The organism is Saccharothrix sp. NPDC042600, assembly GCF_040647305.1.
Taxonomy (GTDB): Bacteria; Actinomycetota; Actinomycetes; order Mycobacteriales; family Pseudonocardiaceae; genus Actinosynnema; species Actinosynnema mutabilis.
In genome coordinates this window covers 270,005-288,934 of sequence record NZ_JBEZBW010000003.1, presented here as the reverse complement: position 1 = coordinate 288,934, position 18,930 = coordinate 270,005, and the positions used below count along the sequence as shown (strand labels likewise).

Below are 18,930 nucleotides of genomic sequence, written 5' to 3'. Positions count from 1 at the left end.
TTGCCTCCGGCAGGCCGTACGGGGAACGAACCGACGCCCTTCCACCCCCCGGGGGCCTGCCGCGCGGCGAGCGCCGCTTTTAGCTCTTCGCTCTTCGCTCTTCGCTTCGCTATACGGTTCCGCTCTCAACAGCGCAAAGCCCCAAGCGCACCGCTAGCGACGATCGTCGACAGACAAAACCCAAGTCCCGCGAGCAACGAAGTCGAAAGCCCCAGTAGTGCTGGTCTCGATCCGAGCCCCGTACTGCTGGACCTCGACGCTCTCCAACTGGTCATCCGGGTTCGGCAACACCAACGTGTAGGCGAACCGGGGCTCCCGCTCCGTGAACAGCTTGCTCCGCAACGGCTCCTGCGCCTCACCCCGCGCATTGCGGTAGGTGAACTTCACCGACCACGCCGAGTTGGCCAACTCGCCGGGCACCGAGATCTGAACCGGACGACCGGGCCGCACGCGCAGCACCCCGGCCGCCCGCGCGTCCACGTCGCAGTCCTCCGACTTCAGGTCGCAGTACTGGGTCGGCTTCACGACAACGGTCTTGCCGTCCGCGTAGAAGGTCACCTCGGGGTTCGTCGGGACGGCGCAAGCCGTGACGAACGACAGCAGCAACAGCGGCAGGACGGGCAACACTCGGCGCACGGCTGACGAGCCTACGGGGTGACCGCCGTCGGCCTGATGGGGCGGTCGCCGCCCAGGCCGGGGATCAGCGTGCTGCCCTGGCGGGTCGCGATCGTCTGGGCCAGCCCGCACGCCAGCAGCCCCGACAGCACCGTGAACCCGATCCAGTACTCGGTCGGCAGCAACACGCCCATCGCGCCGCCGAACACCCACCCGAGCTGCAGGATCGTCTCCGACCGCCCGAACGCCGACGCCCGCGACTCCTCCGGCAGGTCGTCCTGGATCACCGCGTCCAGCGACACCTTGGCCAGCGAGCTCGCCGTCGCGCCGACCAGGCCCACCACCGCGGCCGTGATCAACCCGGGCAGGATCGCCGCCACGATCGTGGACAGCACGGCCGCGACCAGGCACCCGATCACGACCTGGTCCGGCGCGCCGAAGTGCAGCCGCGCGCCCACCGCGTTGCCGAGGAAGCTCCCGACACCGGCCGCGCCCGCGATCACGCCCAGCAGCAGCAACTGCATGAACGCGTCGCCCTCGGTCTGCGCCCGCACCACGAACGCCGAGAACAACATGAGGAACCCGGTCAGCATCCGGATCGAGCCGTTGCCCCACAGCGCCACCACGACCGTCCGGCCCAGCGTCTGGCGCGGCTTGTGCGGCCTGGCCCGCAGCGATGTCGGCACCTCGCCCTCGGTGACCTCGACCCACGCCGGGATCCGCAGGCACAGCCACGCGTTCACCAGGCACAGCGCGGCCGTGAACCACAGCGCGCCCGGCGAGCCGAACAGGTTCGCGAACCCGGCCGCGACCGCGCCGAACACACCGCCCGCCGCCAGCCCGAAGACGGTCATCCGGGCGTTGGTCTTGGACAGCGTGATCTCGCGCGGCAGCACCCTGGGTGTGATCGCCGCCTTGAGCACGGTGAACGACTTCGACAGCACCATGCTGCCCAGCGCCGCCGGGTACAGGCCCCAGTTGTCGAAGTTCATCGCCATGACGATGGACAGGAACACCCGCAGCACGCACGACAGCGCCAGCGCGACCCGGCGGCCGTGCTGGATGCGGTCGAGGACCGGGCCGATCACCGGGGCGACCACCGCGAACGGGGCCACCGTGATCAGCAGGTACAGGGCGACCTTGCCCCGGCTCTCCCCGGCGGCCGCCGAGAAGAACAGGGTGTTGGCCAGCGCGACGGCCATCGCCGCGTCGGCGGCGTAGTTCAACATCACCGCGTAGGTCAGCGAGGACAAACCGGACTGCTTCGCCCCGTCCGCGTGCGCCGCACGCCGGAACGCCCGCACCGCCTGCGTGCTGAGCTGCTTGGTCCGGAACCACGCCACCCGGGTGACCGTCAACTTCTTCGGCAACGTCGGCCCATCGCCCGGTCGCGGCTGACCCGGCTCTCGCGGCTCTCGCGGCGGCGGCGGATACCCACGCTCATCCCGCGGCGGCGGATATCCACGCTCGTCCCGCGGCGCATGAGCACGGCTACCGGCCGACGAATACCGCCCCTCCGGCTGCCCCGACGAGGCACCCGGCGGAGCGCTGGGCGGAACACCGGGCGGCACGCCGGGCGTCGGGTACGGCCGGGTCCGCGGCTTGTACTCGTCGTCCTCCCACGGGTACCGCCGCGACGGGTCTTCCGGCCCTGGACGCGTCACACCCCAATCCTGCCTCACCGGCTCCGGGCTGTCTCACACATTGCTCCCGGTGAGCACGGTGGCGCAGGTCTCCCCGGGCAGGTCGTGGACCGCCAACCCGGCCAGCCCCGCCGCCCCCGCCGGCTCCAGCACCAGGCCGAGCGTCCGCAGGGCGAGGTCGGCCGCGTCCCGCAGGGCGTCGTCGGACACCAGCACCACGTCGTCCACGAGTTCCCTCACCCGTGTGACCGACTCGGCGACCGGGGCCCGCACCGCGATGCCGTCCGCGATCGTCTCGGCCGGACCGTCCCACGCCCGGCCGGCCCACGCGTGCGCCAACGCGGGCGCGCCGGCCGCGCACACCCCGACCACCCGGGTGTGCGGCGAGTGGTGCTTGAGCCAGCGGGCCATGCCGGTGATCAGCGCGCCGTCGCCGAGCGGCACCACGACCGTGTCGACCGGAACGCCCGCCGCCAGCAGCTCCACGGCGATGGTGCCCGCCCCCTCGCACACGGCCGGCTCCCGGCCGTCCTCGACGAACACCGCCCCGGTCTCCTCGGCGTGCCGCCGGGCGACTGCCTTCGCGCCGGTGAAGTCGCCCGGGACCTCGTGCACGGTCGCGCCGAGGAGCCGCATCCGGCGCACCTTCTCCGGCCGCGCCCGGTCGGACACGAACACCTCGACCGGGAAGCCGTGGTTGCGCCCCGCGTAGGCCACGGCCTGCCCGAAGTTGCCCGCCGACGCGCACACCACGGACTGCCCGACGGGCAGCGTCGAGGCCAGGAAGTCCGCTCCTCTGCCCTTGAAGCTGCGCAACGGGTTCGCGGTCTCCACCTTCACCAGCACCCGGCGGCCCAGCGCGGCGCACAGCTGCTCGTCCACGTACTGCGGGGTGTCGCGGAACACGGGGTCGATGGTCTTGGCGGCGCGGGCGATGTTCTCCAGCTCGATGTCCATGCCCAGAAGCTAGGTCGCCCGCCCGTGGTGGCGATTGAAAGTTCGCCCGCCGCCACGCAAGATCTTTGCGTGGACGACGTGGACCGCCGGCTCCTGGAGCAGCTCCAGCGGGACTCCGGCCGCACGCTGCACGACCTGGGCGAGCTGGTCGGCCTGTCGCCCTCGGCCGTGCAGCGGCGGATCACCCGCTACCGGGCGTCCGGGCTGCTCAAGCGCGAGGTGGCGGTGCTCGACGCCGGCAAGGTGGGCGGGCTGCTCGCCGTGGTGCTGGTGGTGCTCGAACGGGAGTCCCACGCGCACCACCGGGCGTTCGCCGAGCGCATGCGCGCCACACCCGAGGTGCAGCAGTGCTACGAGCTGGCCGGGCGGTGGGACTACCTGGTGGTGCTGTCCGTCCCCGACATGGCCCGCTGCCGCGAGGTCGGCGACGAGCTGTTCCAGCGGGACGACAACGTCAAGCGCTACGAGACGATGCCGGTGTTCGACGCGGTGAAGGCCGGGCTCGCGGTCACCCTTCCTTGATCTTCACCCGGAAGATCGTCGGCCAGTTCTTGCCGGTGACCAGGAACTCGTCGGTGCTGCCGGGCACCGCAGCGATGCCGTTGAGGACGTTCGACTCGGGCACGTCCGCCGGGCGCACGGAGCTGAGGTCCACGGTGGTCAGCACGTCACCGCTCTTCGGGTCGATCTTGACGACCTCGTCGAGCTGCCACAGGTTCGCCCACACGGCCCCGCCGACGCACTCCAGCTCGTTGATCCGGACCAGCGGGATGCCGTTGCGGCGGACGGTCACGCGGCCGGTCTCGGCGAACGTCTCCGGGTCGCGGAACCGCAGCTCCTCGGTGCCGTCGCTCATCACCAGCCGGTCGCCGTCGCGGCACAGGCCCCAGCCCTCGCCCTCGTACGTGGCGCGTTTCACCTCTTGGAGGGTGTTCTTGTCGCGCTGGATGGCCACGCCGTTGCGCCAGGTGAGTTGCCAGACGCGGTCGCCGACGACGGTCACGCCCTCGCCGAAGAAGTCCTCGGGCAGGTCCACGCGCTGCTTGACCTCGCCGGTGGCCGGGTCGATGCGGCGCAGCGTCGACTCGCCCTCCAGGCCCGTGCCCTCGTAGAGGACGCCGTCGACCAGCTCCAGGCCCTGGGTGAACGCCCCGGGGTCGTGCGGGAGGGTGCCGACCACCTCGACGGTGGGTCTGCCCTGCTGGTCGGGCTGTTCGGGCGGGTTCGGCGTGGACGTGCACGCCGTCGACATGACGAGGACCACTGCCACCGGGAGCCACCGCACGTCCGAAAGGGTGGCACGTGTGCACGAGCCTGCGAAGACGTGCGGCACAATTCACCTGTGACCGCCACGCCGACCCAGCAGCCCGATCCAGTGCTCGCCGACCCGGCGCTCGTCGACGCCGCGGCGGTGTCGACCGCCCGCGCCGCGGCTCAAGAGGAAGCCGGTGCGGAACCCGTCGGCGCGCACGTGGGTGCGCTCGCCGAGGACGAGGCGTCGGTCACCCACCTGTTCGAGGCCGAGCACGCCGGGTACCGGGGGTGGAACTGGGCGGTGACCATCGCGTTCGCCGGGCCGGGCACGCCGGTGTCGGTGTCCGAGGTGGTGCTCCTGCCGGGCAACGACGCGCTGGTCGCGCCGGACTGGGTGCCGTGGCACGAGCGCGTGCGCGCGGGTGACCTGGGCGTCGGCGACCTCCTGCCCGCCCGCGAGGACGACCCGCGCCTGGTGCCGGGCTACGTGGGTTCCGACGACCCGGCGGTCGAGGAGGTCGCGCTGGAGGTCGGCCTGGGCCGGGTGCGCGTGCTGTCCCGCGAGGGCGTGCTGGACGCGGCGTCCCGCTGGCACGGCGGCGACTTCGGCCCGCGCAGCGACATGGCCCGGAGCGCTCCGGCGACCTGTGGGACGTGCGGTTTCTACACGCGGATCGCGGGGTCGCTGGGCGCGGCGTTCGGGGTGTGCGCGAACGAGCTGACGCCGGCGGACGGGCACGTGGTGCACGTGGAGTACGGGTGCGGCGCGCACTCGGAGGTCGAGGTGGAGGGCGGCCCGGCGGTGCCGGTGGCCGACCTGGTCTACGACGACGCCACCCTGGACGTCGAGGTCAACGAGCCCACCGCCGAGAGCGCGCCCGCGCCGGCCGAAGCCGCTGAACCGGCGCCTGCCGAAGCCGCTGAGCCCGCCGACGCCGAGCCCGAGCCCGCCGAAGCCGCTGAGCCTGCCGAAGCCGAGCCGGCCGCCGAAGCTGCCGCGCCCGTCGCCGAGGCCCCCGCGCCCGTCGCCGAGGCCGCGCCCGCCGACGCCGACGAGACGCCCGCCGAGCAGGCGGACGAGTCCGGGCGGTGAGCCGGGACCCGTTCGGCACCGAGGCGTTGCGGGACTCGGTGCTCGCCGCCTGGCGCGGCTCGCCCACGCGGTTCCGCGAGGACGCCAACGCCGAGGAGGACCTGCGCCTGGGCGGCTACCGCGACCGCCTGCTGGTCGAGCTGGCCCAGAACGCCGCCGACGCCGCCGGCCCCACCCCGGGCACCCTCCGACTGTCCGTCGTGGACGGTGAGCTGCGGGCCGCCAACACCGGGCACCCGCTGACCGCCGAGGGCGTGGCGGCCCTCGCCTCGCTGCGCGCGTCCGCCAAGTCCGCCGACACCGTGGGCCGGTTCGGCGTCGGTTTCGCCGCCGTCCTCGCCGTCACCGACGCCCCGCGCGTGGTCTCGACGTCCGGTGGCGTGCTGTTCTCCGCCTCCCGCACCCGCCAGGCCGTCCCGGAGCTGGCCGAGGCGCGCGGCGGGGACGTGCCCGTCCTCCGGCTGGTCTGGCCGACCGACGAGGCCGACCTGCCCGACGGCTTCGACACCGAGGTCCGCCTGCCGCTCAAGGTCGACGCCGCCCCGCTGCTCGCCGAGTTCGCCGACCAGGTCCCGGACCTGCTGCTCGCGCTGCCCGGCCTCCGCCGGATCGAGGTCGGCGACCAGGTCTGGGAGCGCACCGAGGACGACGGCGTGGTCGTGCTGCACGGCCCGGCCGGGACGCAGCGGTGGCGCGTGCACCGCGTCGGTGGCGAGCTGCCCGCGCGCCTGGTGCAGGGCGTCGAGGCCCGGCCGCACTGGAACGCCTGCTGGGCGTGGCCGATGGACGAGCCGCTGACCGGCGACGTCCTGCACGCCCCGACCCCGACCGACGAGAAGATGTCCCTGCCGGCGCGGCTGATCGCGTCCCTGCCGGTGGAACCGTCCCGCCGGCGCGTGCTGGTCGGCGCGGCGGCCGAGCACGTGCTCGACCGGGCCGCGCAGGCCTACCCGGACCTGGTCCTCGCGCTGCCCGCGATCGACCGCACGTCCCTGGTGCCGCTGCCCGGGTTCCCGCTGTCCGAAGTGGACGGTCTGCTGCGCGAACGCGTCCTGGCCGCGCTGCGGAAGGCGTCCTGGCTGCCGCTGGCCAGCGGCGAGTGGACCGCGCCGGAGGGCGCCCGCGTGCTCGACGCCCCGTCCGAGCCGCTGGTCGAGCTGCTGGAGGACGTCGTCCCCGGCCTGCTGGACGCCGAGCTGACCCTGCCCGAGCACGCGAAGGCGTTGGCGGCGCTGGAAGTCCCGCGCATGTCGGTCGCCGAGGTGGTCGAGGCGCTGGCCGGGATCGGCGGCGAGCCGGGCTGGTGGCACGAGGTCTACGACGCCCTGACCCCGCTGGCCGACGTGGACTCCGCGGCCCGCGAGGAGATGGGCAGCCTGCCCGTGCCGCTCGCGGACGGCCGCCTGGTCAGCTCGCCGCGCGGCGTCTACGTGCTGCCCGCCGACGTGTCGTTCGACGTGTCCGGCCTGCGGATCGTCCACCCGGAGGCCGCGCACCCGCTGCTGCTGCGCCTGGGCGCGCTGGAGGCCGGTCCGGGCGAGCTGCTCGACTCCGACGCCCTGCGCGAGGCCGTCAAGCACAGCCTGGACGACCCCGCGATGGACGGCCCGGACCTGGTCCGGACGGTCCTGTCGCTGGTCGCGCGGGCCGGCGGACGTCCGTGGCTGGGCGAACTGGCCCTGCCCGACGCCGAGGGCGACTGGCGGCGCGCCGACGAACTGGCCCTGCCCGACTCGCCGCTGCTGTCGGTGCTGGAGTCCGACGCCCCGATCGGCGTGCTCGACGCCGAGCTCGCCGCCCGGTGGCCGCGCGAGGTGTGGACGGGCGTGGGCGTGATCGACGGGTTCACCGTCGTGGACGACACCGCGCCCACCGAGCCGGACCACGACCTGGCCGACGAGGGCTACTGGTGGGACGGCGCGGACGAGCCGCCGACCCGCGTGCTGGGCATCCGCGACCTGGACCTGGTGGCCCGCGACAAGTGGCCGGCCGCCCTGCGCCTGATGGCCGCCGACCCGGTCGCGTGGCGCGCGGTGACCGAACCCGACGGCTACACGGGCTGGTGGCTGGCCCGCTACGCGACCATCGAGGGCTGCCCGCTCAACGGGTGGCGCCTGCCGGACGCGGAGGGCCTGGACGGCCTGTACGACGTGGTGCCCGACGTGGACGTCCCGCCGCACGTGCTGGCGGCGGCCGGTGTGCGGACCGCGTTGACGGTGCTGGACGAGGACGACGTCACCGACCTGCTGACCCGGTTGGGCGACCCGGAGCGCAAGCTCGCCGACGCGTTGGTGCTGCGGGTGCACGCGGCCCTGGCGGAGGTGGCGGACTCGGTGGGCGTCGAGCCACCGGACCGCGTGCGGGTGCTGACCGGCGAGGCCGTGGCGGCGGATGACGTGGTGGTGCTGGACCTGCCGTGGCTGCTGGGCGTCCTGCCGGGCAACCAGGTCCTGGCCGCCGAGGGTCACGCGGAGGCGTTGGCGGAGCTGCTCGCCCTGCCGCTGGCCTCCGAGGAGGTCGCCGGCGAGGTCGAGACCGCGGGCGACGAGGTCGTGTGGGCCGAACTGGGCGCGGTCCGGCTGGCCTGCGACCTGCTCGGGGTGGAGCTGCCGACCAGCCCGGTGATCGTCCACGACGAACTGCACGTGGCGTTCGAGGGCGAGTCGCACGAGGTGTCGTGGTGGGTCGAGGACGGCGTGCCGCACGCGGCGGACACGCCGGAGGGGCTGGCGCGGGCGCTGGCGTGGGCCACGAACAGGTGGTCCGACCGGCACACGTTCGCGGCCCTGATCGCCGACCCGACCCCGACCGTCCTTCTGGGCTGATCGGAGCACGCGGAGCGGGTCGGCTGGGCGGGCCGGCTGGGCGTGCGGCTGGGCGTGCGGCTGGGCGGGCCGGCTGGGTGGTGCTGGCTGGGTGGTGCCGGCTGGGTGGTTCGTGGGCGTTTCAAGATTAAAAGCGCCTCGCCGGCGGGCAGGCCGCCAAGGATGACACAAGAGCAAGGGCGGGGGCTTCTTGCTTGTGCCATCCCCGTATGGCCTGGCGGAGCCGACCACACTTTGCCGGGGTCGGTCGAAAAACTTTTGCTCGTGCCTCGCAAAACTTTTTGGCCCGACCCCGGCAAAGTGCGGTAGCCCTTCGGGCAGGCCATACGGGGATGACACAAGCAAGAAGCCCGGGTTGGGTGGTGGCCCGGCGGGGCCCTTCGCGGCGCTGCGCGCCGGGCGGGTGTGTCGAAAGTGGTGTGTGGGCTTGTGCTGGTCAGTCGAGGCCGGATTGGGCGGTGCGCGAACCCCTTCGGGCGGCTGATCGTTGCCACCTGAAGACGCCGTAGCCGATCACGCCCAGGCCCGCGCCCGACGCGCACGTCCACAGCAACGTGGTCTGGTCGCGTGCGAACAGGAGGACCGCCGCGAACGCCAGCAGCCACAGGGCCGTGCCGCCCGCGATGGCGGGGACCGGGTCGGTCAGCCGCACCGGCAGCGGGGGCGGGGCGGGCAGCGATTGGGTCTGTTCGGCCACGTCAGGCAGGCTACCTGGCGGAAACACCGGTGCGGCACGCTCTGCGCACCTGGACTACCCGGAGTGGAGGCGAGATGGCCGCGAAGACCGGCGGTGAGGTGTCGAGGACAGGGCTCGACGGCTTCTTCAAGATCTCCGAGCGCGGCTCGACGGTGGGGCGGGAGGTGCGCGGCGGGCTGGTCACCTTCGTGACCATGGCCTACATCGTCGTGCTGAACCCGCTCATCCTGGGCAGCTTCGCGGCGGACGACCCGTCGGCCAAGAAGGACGTGCTCGGCGCGATCCTGCCGGTGTCGCAGGTCGCTGCGGTCACGGCGCTGGTCGCCGGGGTCATGACGATCCTGTTCGGACTGGTCGCGAACTACCCGTTCGCGCTGGCCACCGGGCTCGGCATCAACTCGTTCGTGGCCGTGTCCCTCGCGCCGCAGATGACCTGGCCCGAGGCGATGGGCCTGGTCGTGATCAACGGGCTCGTCGTGCTCCTGCTCGTCGTCACGGGCGTGCGCACGGCCGTGTTCAACGCCGTGCCGCCGGAGCTGAAGGCGGCGATCGCCGTCGGCATCGGCCTGTTCATCTGCTTCATCGGCCTGGTCGACGCCGGTTTCGTGCGGCGGATCCCGGACGCGGCGGGCACGACCGTCCCGGTCGGACTGGGCATCGGCGGGTCCATCGCGTCCTGGCCGACGTTCGTGTTCGTGGTCGGCCTGGTGCTGACCGGCATCCTCGTCGCCCGCAAGGTCAAGGGCGCGATCCTCATCGGCGTGCTCGCCTCGACCGTGCTGGCCATCGTGGTGGAGGCGGTCGCGCAGGCCGGGCCGTCCAAGGGCACCAACCCGGCCGGGTGGAACCTGGGCTACCCGGCGCTGCCCGACCAGGTCTTCGGCCTGCCGGACCTCGCCCTGCTGGGTGACGTGTCGTTCGGCGCGTGGACCCGGCTGCCCGCCCTGACCGCCGCCCTGCTGGTGTTCACGCTCGTGCTGACCGACTTCTTCGACACCGTCGGCACCATGACCGGCCTGGGCAAGGAGGCCGGGCTGATCGGCAAGGACGGTCAGCTGCCCGGCGTGAGCAAGGCGTTGTTCGTGGACGGCGTGGGCGCGGTCGCGGGCGGGGCGGCGTCCAGCTCGTCCAACACCGTCTACATCGAATCGGCGGCCGGCATCGCGGAGGGCGCGCGGACGGGCCTGGCGAACGTCGTCACCGGCCTGCTGTTCCTCGCCGCGATGTTCCTGACCCCGCTGTACTCGATCGTGCCGGTCGAGGCCGCGGCCCCGGCCCTGGTCATCGTCGGCGCGCTGATGATCGTGCAGGTCAAGGAGATCGACTTCGGCGACTTCTCCGTGGCGCTGCCCGCGTTCCTCACGATCGTGGTGATGCCGTTCACCTACTCGATCGCCAACGGCATCGGCGCGGGCTTCGTCAGCTACGTGGTGCTGCGGGCGCTGACCGGGCGGGCGCGCAGCGTGCACCCGCTGATGTGGGTGGTCGCCGCGGCCTTCGTCGTCTACTTCGCCATCGGACCCATCCAGGCTGCTCTCGGCAGCTGAATGGGCGGGTTCACACGACGGGTGCGAGATCGTGAGGTATGCTAACTACGTGGCGGAGAGCGACGCGGAACGGGGACTGGCGAGCCGGTTGCGGCTGGCCGTGGTCCGGCTGACCCGACGGCTCCGCGCGCAGCGGGTGAACTCCGCGATCTCGCTCACCCAGGTGTCCGCGCTGTCCACGCTGCACAAGTGCGGGCCGCTGACGCCGGGCGAGCTGGCCGCCAAGGAAGGCGTCCAGCCGCCGTCCATGACGCGGGTGATCGCGGCGCTGGAGGAGTTCGGCTTCGCCACGCGCCGCCCCCACCCGACCGACGGGCGGCAGGCGATCGTGGAGCTGACCGACGCCGGGCTGGCCTACATAGACGAAGAGGTGTCCGCGCGCGAGGCGTGGCTGGACAAGCGGCTGGCGGAGCTGACACCGGAGGACCGGGCGGTGCTGTCGCGCGCCGCCGAGATAATCGACAGGATGGCGGGGCAGTAACGGGTGCCGGCGTACGCGGGTGGTAACGAGTCCGATCGGGTCGATCGAGGCAAAGCGCTACCCCCGCCGCCCAAACCCCGCATGTTCGGGTCCCTGCGCGTCCGCAACTACCGGCTCTACGCGTCCGGCCAGGTCGTGTCCCTGGTCGGCGTGTGGATGCAGCGCGTCGCCCAGGACTGGCTGGTGCTGGAGCTGTCCGACGGGTCGCCGGTGGCGCTCGGGATCGCGGCGGCGCTCCAATTCGCGCCGACCCTGTTCCTGTCGCTGTGGGCGGGCGTGCTCGCCGACCGGATGGACAAGCGGCGGCTGCTGCTGGTCCTGGAGGTCGGCCTCGGGCTGTGCGCCCTGACGCTGGGCCTGCTCGACGTGCTCGGCGTCGCCGAGCTGTGGCACGTCTACCTGCTGTGCCTGCTGCTCGGCGCGGTCGCGGCCATCGAGACGCCGGTGCGGCAGTCGTTCGTGGTCGAGATGGTCGGGCGCGACCAGCTGACCAACGCCGTCGCGCTGAACTCGATGACGTTCAACCTGGCCCGCATGGTCGGTCCGGCCGTGGCCGGCGGGTTGATCATCGTCGTGGGCACCGGGTGGGTGTTCCTGCTCAACGCCATGACGTTCGTCGGCGTGATCGCGGGCCTGCTGCTGATGCGCCCGGCGGAGCTGCACCGCGGCGACCCCGTGCCGCGCGAGAAGGGCCAGTTGCGCGAGGGCCTGCGGTACGTGCGGGGTCGGGGCGACCTGGTGATCCTGCTGTTCCTCGTGTTCTTCGTCAGCACGTTCGGGCTGAACTTCCACGTGACGCTGGCGGTGCTGGCGCGCAACACGTTCGGGGGCGACGCCGACGCCTACGGCCTGCTCTCGACGCTGATGGCCGTCGGCACGCTGGCCGGCGCGACGCTCGCGGCCCGCCGCAGCGCCAAGGGCAAGCCGAAACCGGGGTTGCTGATCATCGGCGCGCTGGCGTTTGGCGCGCTGGAGATCGTCGCCGGCCTGATGCCGTCCCTGTGGCTGACCGGCGCGCTGCTGATCCCCGTGGGCATCGCGATGATGACCTTCACGACCACCGCGAACTCGACCGTGCAGCTGGCCGTGACCCCGGCCATGCGCGGCCGGGTGATGGGCCTCTACATGCTGGTCTTCCTCGGCGGCAACCCGCTGGGCGGCCCGGTCATGGGGTGGCTCGCCGAGCACTTCACCGCCCGCGCGCCCCTGGTGGTCGGCGGGGTGGTCTCGATCGTGGCGGCCCTGGTCGGCGGCGTCGTCCTGGCCCGCCGCGGTGGCCTGACCCTGCCCTCGTACCGGCTCGGCCTGCGGCGGCGCGCCCGGCTCTGAGGCGATGATGACCTCCGTGGTCATCGCGACGGACTGGGTGCGGCTGCTCGTCATCTGCGTGTTCTTCACCGGGGCGGCCGGGGCGGTGCTGTGGTGGGCGCGGCTGGCCTCCCCGCGGCCGGTGGTCCGGGCGGCGGTGCGGGCGGCCGTCCAGTTGGCCGTCGTGTCGGCGGTCATCACGGTGGTGCTGGCGTCGTTGCCGTTGACGGCCGGGTTCCTGGTGCTGATGGCGGCGGTGGCGACCTGGACGTCGGCGGCGCGGACGAAGACCGGGCGGCGCGGGGTGTGGGTCGGGGTCGCGATCCTCGGCGGGACGGTCCCGGCGCTGGCGGCGCTGGTGCTGAGCGGGCTCGTGCCGGTCAAGGGCATCGCGCTGGTGCCGGTCGGCGGGATCCTCATCGGCGGCGCGATGACCGCGACGACGTTGTCCGTGCGGCGGGCGCTGGACACCCTGCGGGACCGGCACGGCGAGTTCGAGGCGGCCCTGGCGCTGGGGTTCACCGAGGCGGTGGCGGTGCGGGAGTTGGTGCGCGGGCCGGCGGGGGAGGCGTTGTTGCCCGCCCTGGACCAGACGCGGACTGTGGGGCTGGTCACACTTCCGGGTGCTTTTGTGGGCATGCTGCTGGGCGGGGCGCCGGTGTGGCAGGCCGGCGCGTTGCAGTTGGTGGTCCTGTTGGGGCTGCTCGCGGTGGAGGCGGCGGCGATCGCGGTGGTCGTGGAACTGGTCGCGCGGGGGCTCGTGCGCCGGACTTCCCCTCAAGGCGAAGTTAGGCTAACCTAACCGTCGTCGCTTCGTGGTGGGAGCGGCAGTCAGTTCGGGAACAGACGAGGCCCCGCCTCCCGGTCGTACCGCCGGGGAGCGGGGCCTCGTCGTGTCCGGTGGTGGGGCTTGTCGGAGCATCCACCACGGGACCGGCGCGGGGCTTGTCGGAGCACCCACCGCCGAGTTCTCAGGGCAGCTGGAGACCGTTCCGCCCGGCGCGGGCGGCCTCGAAGCGGGCGTTCACGTCGTCCCAGTCGACGACGTTCCACAACGCGGAGATGTAGTCCGCCTTCAGGTTGCGGTACTGCAGGTAGTACGCGTGCTCCCAGATGTCGAACACCAACAGCGGCGTGGTGGCGATCGACAGGTTGGAGTGGTGGTCCTTGAGCTGCTGGGTGATCAGCCGCTGACCGACCGGCTCCCACGCGAGGATGCCCCAGCCGGACCCCTGGATGGACGACGACGCGGCGGTCAGCTGGGCGCGCAGCTTGTCGAACGACCCGAAGTGCTCGTCGATCGCCGCGGCCAACTCGCCGGTGGGCTTGTCGCCGCCGTCGGGGGACAGGTTCTTCCACCACACCTGGTGCAGCGCGTGGCCGGCGAGGTGGAACGCGAGCGTGGTCTCCAGGCCGACGATCGAGCCGAAGGACTCCTTGTCGCGCGCCTCGGCGATCTGGTCCAGCGTGTCGTTCGCGCCCTTGACGTAGGCCGCGTGGTGCTTGGAGTGGTGCAGCTCGTTGATCTCGCCGATGATCGCCGGCTCCAGGTCGCCGTAGTCGTAATCCAGGTCGGGCAGGACGTACTGGGCCATGACATCCCCTCGTTGCAACTCTCTGGTACTTGCAATCTACTTGCAACTAGGGCGGCCGGAAACTGAGGTGCTGATCACCGGCGATCCTGCGACGATCGGGGGCGTGTCCGTACTGGCAGCCCGGAACGTCACGCTGTCGTTCGGTCCGCGGACCGTGCTCCAGGAGGTAGATCTCGATGTCCACCCCGGTCACCGCGTAGGGCTCGTCGCGCCCAACGGCGTCGGCAAGTCCACCCTGCTGCGCGTGCTCGCCGGTGAGGTGAAGCCCGACGAGGGCACCGTCACCGCGCGCGGCAGCGTCGCGTTCCTGACCCAGGAGACGACCGTCCGACCCGGCGAGTCGCTGCGGGCGCACCTCGCGCGCCGCACCGGCGTGGCCGAGGCGGTGCGGTCGTTCGAGGCCGCGACGCGCGCGCTCGCCGAGGGCGGGCCCGGCGCGGAGGACGCCTACGCGCACGCCTTCGACGTGTGGACCGCCATCGGCGCGGCCGACTTCGACGAACGCGCGGACGAGGTGTGCGAGCGGCTCGGGCTGCCCGCCGACCTGCTCGACGAGCACCGGACCCTGTCCGGCGGCCAGTCGGCGCGGCTGCGGCTGGCGTCGGTGCTGCTGGCGCGCGCGGAGTTCCTGCTGCTGGACGAGCCGACCAACGACCTCGACGCGACGGGCCTGGACCTGCTGGAGTCCCACGTCCTGGCCAGCCCGGCGGGCATGGTCCTGGTCAGCCACGACCGGGAGTTCCTCGCCCGGACCACCACGCACATCGCCGAGCTGGACGAGTTCAGCCACGGTCTGACGGTGTTCGGCGGCGGCTGGGACGCGTACGTGGCCGAGCAGGCGGCGGCCCGCCGGCGCGCCCGCGAGGAGTACGAGACCTACGCCGCCAAGCGCGACGCGCTCGTCCACCGGGCCCGCGAGGTCCGCGAGTGGTCCCGCGCCGGCGTGCGCCGCAACGCGAAGTCCGACGAGCCGGACAAGAACATCAAGTTCTTCCGCAAGCAGGGCGCGGAGAACACCGCCGCGAAAGCGTCCACAGTGGACCGTGCGCTGGGCCGGCTGACGGAGGTGGAGGAGCCGCGTGAACCGTGGGAACTCCGCCTGACCCTGCCGTCGGCGGGGCGGGGCAGCCAGATCGCCTTCACGCTGCGGGACGCGGTCGTCCGGCGCGGCGAGGTCACGCTCGGCCCGATCGACCTGACCGTCGGCGCGGGGGAGCGGTGGCGGATCACCGGGCCGAACGGGTCCGGCAAGAGCACGCTGCTGGGCGCTCTGCTGGGCCGCGTCCCGCTGGTCTCGGGGAACCGCAGCCAGGGGGCGTCGGTGGTGGTCGGGGAGGTGGACCAGATCCGCGAAGGCTTCGCCACCGACCGCACCGCGCTGGCGGTCGTCGCCGAGGCCACCGGCCTGCCGGAGGTGGAGGTCCGCACCCTGCTGGCCAAGTTCCGGGTGGGCGCGGACGCGGTCCTGCGCCCGGCCCGCTCCCTGTCGCCGGGCGAGCGGACCCGGGCGGGCCTGGCCGTGCTCCAGGCGCGGGGGACGACGTGCCTGGTGCTGGACGAGCCGACGAACCACCTGGACGTCCCGGCCATCGAGCAGTTGGAACAGGCCCTGGAGAGCTACGAGGGCACCCTCCTGCTGGTCACGCACGACCGGCGGCTCGCCGACGCGGTGGGGGTGGACCGCACACTCGACGTGCGGACCCTGGCAAGATGAGCGCATGGGCACGGAGGACGACTGGCCGATCGAACAGACGTGGTCGCTGCGCAACACCCACTGGCACGCCTACGTCGAGCACACCTCCCTCGACCACGCCTCGCCACGCCAGGACCGCCTGGAGCGGACCCCGGAAGAGGTCCTGACCACGCCCACCGAGGTGGCCGCGTGGCTGGAGGTCAACCTCCGCAGCGCCACCAAGCCGGAGGAGGCGGGGAAGAAGCGCACCAAGGACGAGCGCGACTTCTCCGACTCGAACCGGGTGCACGCCTCGCTGGCGTCCCGGGGCGAGTCGATCTACACCGGCGTGAAGGGCATGCTGACGCTCGCGGTGGAGGCCGTCACCCCCGACGAGTGCCGCAGTTCCCACGACGGCGCGGACGTGGCCCCCCTGAAAGCCGGCCGCCGCCGCTAGCAGGGCGGTCCGCCGCTTCGAGGAGACCGGCCGCCGCCGCTAGTCAGCCGCTGCTCGCAGGCCCGCCGCCAGCCGGGCCGCCGCCGACCGCTGGCCTGCCGCCGCTGCTTGCCGTTGGCCGGGCCTGCCGCCAGCCGGGCCGCTGCCTGCCGCCGCTGCTTGCCGTTGGCCGGGCCGCCGCTGCTTGGCCGGCCGCTCGCTCGCCGTTGCCCGGCCGCCGCTGACCCCGCCGCCCGCCCTTCGCCGCCGGCGGGGGGCTACAACCCCACCGGCCAGGTGTGCACGGGCTCCCCGTGGTGCATCAGCTCCACGTACCGGGCCAGCATGGCGCTCAACGCCACCTCCCGCTCGACCCCGCGCTCCTCCAGCAACGCGACCGTGTCCCGCTGCCACGTGGACCCGGTCCGCCGCGACAGGCACCGCGCCTCGATCACCCCGAGGTACCGCTCGCGCGCCTCGTCGGACACCCCGCACGCCGTCAACCCCTCGTGCGCCAACGGCAGCAGCCGCCGCAGCACCAGCTCGTCCGGCGGCACCCAGCCGATCCCGGGCCAGTACAGGTGCGCGCCCATCCCGTGCCGCGACCCGGCGTACAGGTTCTCCTCGGCCGCGTCGAACGACATCTGCGTCCACAAAGGACGTTCGAGTGTCGTCAAAGCCCGTTGCGCGCCGTAGAAGAACGCGGCGTTGGCCATCGTGTCCAGCACCGTCGGCCCGGCCGGCAGCACCCGGTTCTCCACCCGCAGGTGCGGCACGCCGTCCACCACGTCGTACACCGGCCGGTTCCAGCGCCACACGGTTCCGTTGTGCAGCCTCAGTTCCGTCAACGACGGCGTCCCGCCCGCGCCCAGCACGTCCAACGGGTCCTCGTCACCGGTCTCCGGCAGCAGCGCCGGGAAGTACCGGACGTTCTCCTCGAACAGGTCGAAGATCGACGTGATCCACCGCTCCCCGAACCACACCCGGGGCCGCACGCCCTGGTTCTTCAGCTCGACCGGCCGCGTGTCGGTCGCCTGCAGGAACAACGGGATGCGCGTCTCGTGCCACAGCGCCCGGCCCAGCAGGAACGGCGAGTTCGCCGCGATCGCGACCTGCACGCCCGCCAACGCCTGGGCCGCGTTCCAGTGGGCGGCGAAGTCGTCCGGCGCCACCTGCAGGTGCAGCTGCACGGACGTGCACGCCGCCTCGGGCAGGATGGATTCCGCGTAGCTCAACAACTTCTCCGGCGCGGCGCTCCCCGGCATCGGGGTGCCCTCCATGTTCAGCACGACCTCCTCGCCGCGCGCGGCGAAGATCTGGTCGTTGAGCAGCGCGTAGCGCGGGCTGTCGGACAGCCAGCGGCGGTCGAAGTGCTCGTGCCGCAACGTGGGCAGCACGCCGATCATCACCAGGGACGTGCCCGCGTCGTGGGCCTTGTCGTCGGCGCACGTCAGCGTCTGCTTCAGCTCCCGCTCCAGGTCCAGCGTCTCGTCACCGGCCAGTTCGCGCGGCGGGACGTTGACCTCCAGGTTGTGCTGCCCCAGTTCCAGGGTGAACGACGGGTCGTCGATCTTCTCCAGGACCTCGGCGTTGGCCATCGCGGGGCGGCCCGAGTCGTCCACGAGGTTGAGCTCGATCTCCAGGCCCATCTGCTGGCGCGGGAAGGAGAAGCTGTCCTCCGCCAACATGGTCCCCAGCGCGTCCAAGCACCGCTGCACCCGCTCGCGGTAGCGCTGGCGGTCCTCCCTGGTGAACGTCCGACTGGACACATTGCTACCCATGCCGCCTCCCAATCGGTCGGGCTGCTCCGGCGGGCTCAGCGGAGGTCAACCGTGACACGGCTGCCCTGCGCCCGCCAGCGCCCAAATCGGTGCTCTCTGTCACATGCGGGTAACAATCAGCGAGAAAACGCTGGTCCAGCGCTTGCGGTTCGACCCGTTGGACTACGAGGGGTGTTCACATGCCGGGAAGTGGGACACTGCCCGGGTGATCGAGATCGACGATCCGGCGGACCCCCGACTGGACGATTTCCGCGACCTCTCCACGGCCGACCGCAGGCCCGACCGACCCGGTGGCCGGGGGCTGGTCATCGCCGAGGGCGTGGTGGTCGTCGAACGGCTGCTCGCCTCGCCGTACCCGGTGCGCGCGCTGCTCGGCGTGCGCCGCCGGGTGGAGGCGCTGGGCGACCTGCCCGCGCCGGCGTACGTGACGTCGCCCGAGGTCATGGCCGAGGTCGTGGGGTTCCACCTGAACCGGGGCGTCCTGGCGGCGGCCGACCGCGCGCCGCAGCCCGCCGTCGAGGACCTGGCCCGGCGCTCCACCCGCCTGGCCGTGCTGGAAGGCGTGGGCGACCACGAGAACCTGGGTTCGCTGTTCCGCAACGCCGCCGCGCTGGGCGTCGACGGCGTGCTGCTCGGCCCGGGGTGCAGCGACCCGCTCTACCGGCGCAGCGTGCGCGTCTCGATGGGGCACGTGCTGCGCGTCCCGTTCGCCACGGTGCCGGACCTGGGTCATGGATTGGACGTGTTGCGGCACAACGGCTTCCGCGTCGCCGCGCTCACGCCGCGCGCGTCGGCGGTCAACCTCCAGGACGCCGGGCTGCGCGGGCAGCGGGTCGCCGTCATGCTGGGCTCGGAGGGCCACGGCCTGACCGAGGAGGCGATCACCGCCGCCGACCTGGCCGTCCGCATCCCGATGGCCTCGGGCGTGGACTCGCTCAACGTCGCCACGGCCGCCGCGATCGCCTTCTACGCGATCGCCTGACCGACTACGTTCACCCTGGAGCACCCCGTCGCCGAGGAGGGCAT

17 protein-coding genes are annotated in these 18,930 nt (G+C 72.7%); 10 read left to right on the top strand and 7 right to left on the bottom strand.

Annotation, left to right across the window (positions count from 1 at the left end):
* Nucleotides 1–153 precede the first annotated feature (153 nt).
* Genes AB0A74_RS04730 through AB0A74_RS04720 form a run of 3 tightly spaced genes read right to left on the bottom strand, consistent with a single transcriptional unit; the run spans nucleotide 154 to nucleotide 3,215 of the window.
* Nucleotides 154–636: a DUF2771 family protein gene (locus AB0A74_RS04730; protein ID WP_358247518.1), complete on the bottom strand. Its 483-nt coding sequence runs from the start codon at nucleotides 634–636 to the stop codon at nucleotides 154–156.
* 11 nt (nucleotides 637–647) lie between these two features.
* Nucleotides 648–2,297, bottom strand: a complete 1,650-nt coding sequence (locus tag AB0A74_RS04725; protein WP_358247517.1) for an MFS transporter — start codon at nucleotides 2,295–2,297, stop codon at nucleotides 648–650.
* A 15-nt stretch (nucleotides 2,298–2,312) separates the two neighbouring features.
* Nucleotides 2,313–3,215, bottom strand: coding sequence for a PLP-dependent lyase/thiolase (locus AB0A74_RS04720; RefSeq protein WP_358247516.1), 903 nt, complete (start codon nucleotides 3,213–3,215; stop codon nucleotides 2,313–2,315).
* Nucleotides 3,216–3,284: 69 nt separating this feature from the next.
* Here AB0A74_RS04720 and AB0A74_RS04715 point away from each other — a divergent pair, with 69 nt between their 5' ends.
* The gene (locus AB0A74_RS04715; RefSeq protein ID WP_358247515.1) at nucleotides 3,285–3,737 is read left to right on the top strand and encodes an Lrp/AsnC family transcriptional regulator; all 453 of its coding nucleotides are present in this window, start codon (nucleotides 3,285–3,287) and stop codon (nucleotides 3,735–3,737) included.
* On the opposite strand, the gene AB0A74_RS04710 is transcribed toward AB0A74_RS04715, so the two are convergent.
* Nucleotides 3,724–4,485 (bottom strand): glutaminyl-peptide cyclotransferase, encoded by a 762-nt coding sequence (locus AB0A74_RS04710; RefSeq protein WP_358247514.1) that lies wholly within the window; start codon nucleotides 4,483–4,485, stop codon nucleotides 3,724–3,726. The two genes, AB0A74_RS04715 and AB0A74_RS04710, sit on opposite strands and share 14 nt — an antisense overlap.
* A gap of 72 nt (nucleotides 4,486–4,557) precedes the next feature.
* Here AB0A74_RS04710 and AB0A74_RS04705 point away from each other — a divergent pair, with 72 nt between their 5' ends.
* Together AB0A74_RS04705 and AB0A74_RS04700 are read left to right on the top strand one after the other, a co-directional pair.
* The gene (locus AB0A74_RS04705; RefSeq protein WP_358247513.1) at nucleotides 4,558–5,562 is read left to right on the top strand and encodes a DUF3027 domain-containing protein; all 1,005 of its coding nucleotides are present in this window, start codon (nucleotides 4,558–4,560) and stop codon (nucleotides 5,560–5,562) included.
* A complete protein-coding gene (locus AB0A74_RS04700) occupies nucleotides 5,559–8,387 on the top strand; it encodes a hypothetical protein (protein WP_358247512.1) in 2,829 nt (942 codons plus the stop codon). The genes AB0A74_RS04705 and AB0A74_RS04700 overlap by 4 nt, the downstream gene beginning before the upstream one ends.
* A 436-nt stretch (nucleotides 8,388–8,823) precedes the next feature.
* On the opposite strand, the gene AB0A74_RS04695 is transcribed toward AB0A74_RS04700, so the two are convergent.
* Nucleotides 8,824–9,084 (bottom strand): DUF2530 domain-containing protein, encoded by a 261-nt coding sequence (locus tag AB0A74_RS04695; RefSeq protein ID WP_358247511.1) that lies wholly within the window; start codon nucleotides 9,082–9,084, stop codon nucleotides 8,824–8,826.
* Nucleotides 9,085–9,158: 74 nt separating this feature from the next.
* On the opposite strand from AB0A74_RS04695, the gene AB0A74_RS04690 reads away from it, so the two are divergent.
* From AB0A74_RS04690 to AB0A74_RS04675, 4 genes are all read left to right on the top strand, one after another.
* Nucleotides 9,159–10,631 carry an NCS2 family permease gene (locus AB0A74_RS04690; protein WP_358247510.1) on the top strand — a complete coding sequence of 491 codons (1,473 nt, stop codon included), beginning with the start codon at nucleotides 9,159–9,161 and terminating at the stop codon, nucleotides 10,629–10,631.
* Nucleotides 10,632–10,680: 49 nt separating this feature from the next.
* Nucleotides 10,681–11,112, top strand: a complete 432-nt coding sequence (locus tag AB0A74_RS04685; RefSeq protein WP_358247509.1) for a MarR family transcriptional regulator — start codon at nucleotides 10,681–10,683, stop codon at nucleotides 11,110–11,112.
* Nucleotides 11,113–11,193: 81 nt separating this feature from the next.
* Nucleotides 11,194–12,441, top strand: a complete 1,248-nt coding sequence (locus AB0A74_RS04680; RefSeq protein ID WP_358247508.1) for an MFS transporter — start codon at nucleotides 11,194–11,196, stop codon at nucleotides 12,439–12,441.
* 16 nt (nucleotides 12,442–12,457) lie between these two features.
* A complete protein-coding gene (locus AB0A74_RS04675; protein ID WP_358247507.1) occupies nucleotides 12,458–13,222 on the top strand; it encodes an ABC transporter permease in 765 nt (254 codons plus the stop codon).
* Nucleotides 13,223–13,391: 169 nt separating this feature from the next.
* On the opposite strand, the gene AB0A74_RS04670 is transcribed toward AB0A74_RS04675, so the two are convergent.
* Nucleotides 13,392–14,015: a superoxide dismutase gene (locus AB0A74_RS04670; RefSeq protein ID WP_358247506.1), complete on the bottom strand. Its 624-nt coding sequence runs from the start codon at nucleotides 14,013–14,015 to the stop codon at nucleotides 13,392–13,394.
* A 103-nt stretch (nucleotides 14,016–14,118) separates the two neighbouring features.
* Here AB0A74_RS04670 and AB0A74_RS04665 point away from each other — a divergent pair, with 103 nt between their 5' ends.
* Both AB0A74_RS04665 and AB0A74_RS04660 read left to right on the top strand, forming a co-directional pair.
* Nucleotides 14,119–15,729 carry an ABC-F family ATP-binding cassette domain-containing protein gene (locus AB0A74_RS04665; RefSeq protein WP_358247505.1) on the top strand — a complete coding sequence of 537 codons (1,611 nt, stop codon included), beginning with the start codon at nucleotides 14,119–14,121 and terminating at the stop codon, nucleotides 15,727–15,729.
* 4 nt (nucleotides 15,730–15,733) lie between these two features.
* Entirely contained in the window at nucleotides 15,734–16,144 is a 411-nt protein-coding gene (locus tag AB0A74_RS04660; protein WP_358247504.1) for a hypothetical protein, read from the top strand.
* A 257-nt stretch (nucleotides 16,145–16,401) separates the two neighbouring features.
* Here AB0A74_RS04660 and AB0A74_RS04655 read toward each other — a convergent pair whose 3' ends face one another.
* The gene (locus tag AB0A74_RS04655; protein ID WP_358247503.1) at nucleotides 16,402–17,904 is read right to left on the bottom strand and encodes a glutamate-cysteine ligase family protein; all 1,503 of its coding nucleotides are present in this window, start codon (nucleotides 17,902–17,904) and stop codon (nucleotides 16,402–16,404) included.
* A gap of 205 nt (nucleotides 17,905–18,109) precedes the next feature.
* Between AB0A74_RS04655 and AB0A74_RS04650 the strand changes: the two genes are divergently transcribed.
* The gene (locus AB0A74_RS04650; RefSeq protein WP_358247502.1) at nucleotides 18,110–18,886 is read left to right on the top strand and encodes an RNA methyltransferase; all 777 of its coding nucleotides are present in this window, start codon (nucleotides 18,110–18,112) and stop codon (nucleotides 18,884–18,886) included.
* The last annotated feature ends 44 nt before the right edge of the window (nucleotides 18,887–18,930 follow it).

What these genes read in the sequence shown, in the direction of transcription:
- AB0A74_RS04660 (WP_358247504.1), top strand. Translation starts at nt 15,734, where the DNA reads ATGGGCACGGAGGACGACTGGCCGATCGAACAGACGTGGTCGCTGCGC.
- AB0A74_RS04670 (WP_358247506.1), bottom strand. Translation starts at nt 14,015, where the DNA reads ATGGCCCAGTACGTCCTGCCCGACCTGGATTACGACTACGGCGACCTG.
- AB0A74_RS04720 (WP_358247516.1), bottom strand. Translation starts at nt 3,215, where the DNA reads ATGGACATCGAGCTGGAGAACATCGCCCGCGCCGCCAAGACCATCGAC.
- AB0A74_RS04690 (WP_358247510.1), top strand. Translation starts at nt 9,159, where the DNA reads ATGGCCGCGAAGACCGGCGGTGAGGTGTCGAGGACAGGGCTCGACGGC.
- AB0A74_RS04655 (WP_358247503.1), bottom strand. Translation starts at nt 17,904, where the DNA reads ATGGGTAGCAATGTGTCCAGTCGGACGTTCACCAGGGAGGACCGCCAG.
- AB0A74_RS04680 (WP_358247508.1), top strand. Translation starts at nt 11,194, where the DNA reads ATGTTCGGGTCCCTGCGCGTCCGCAACTACCGGCTCTACGCGTCCGGC.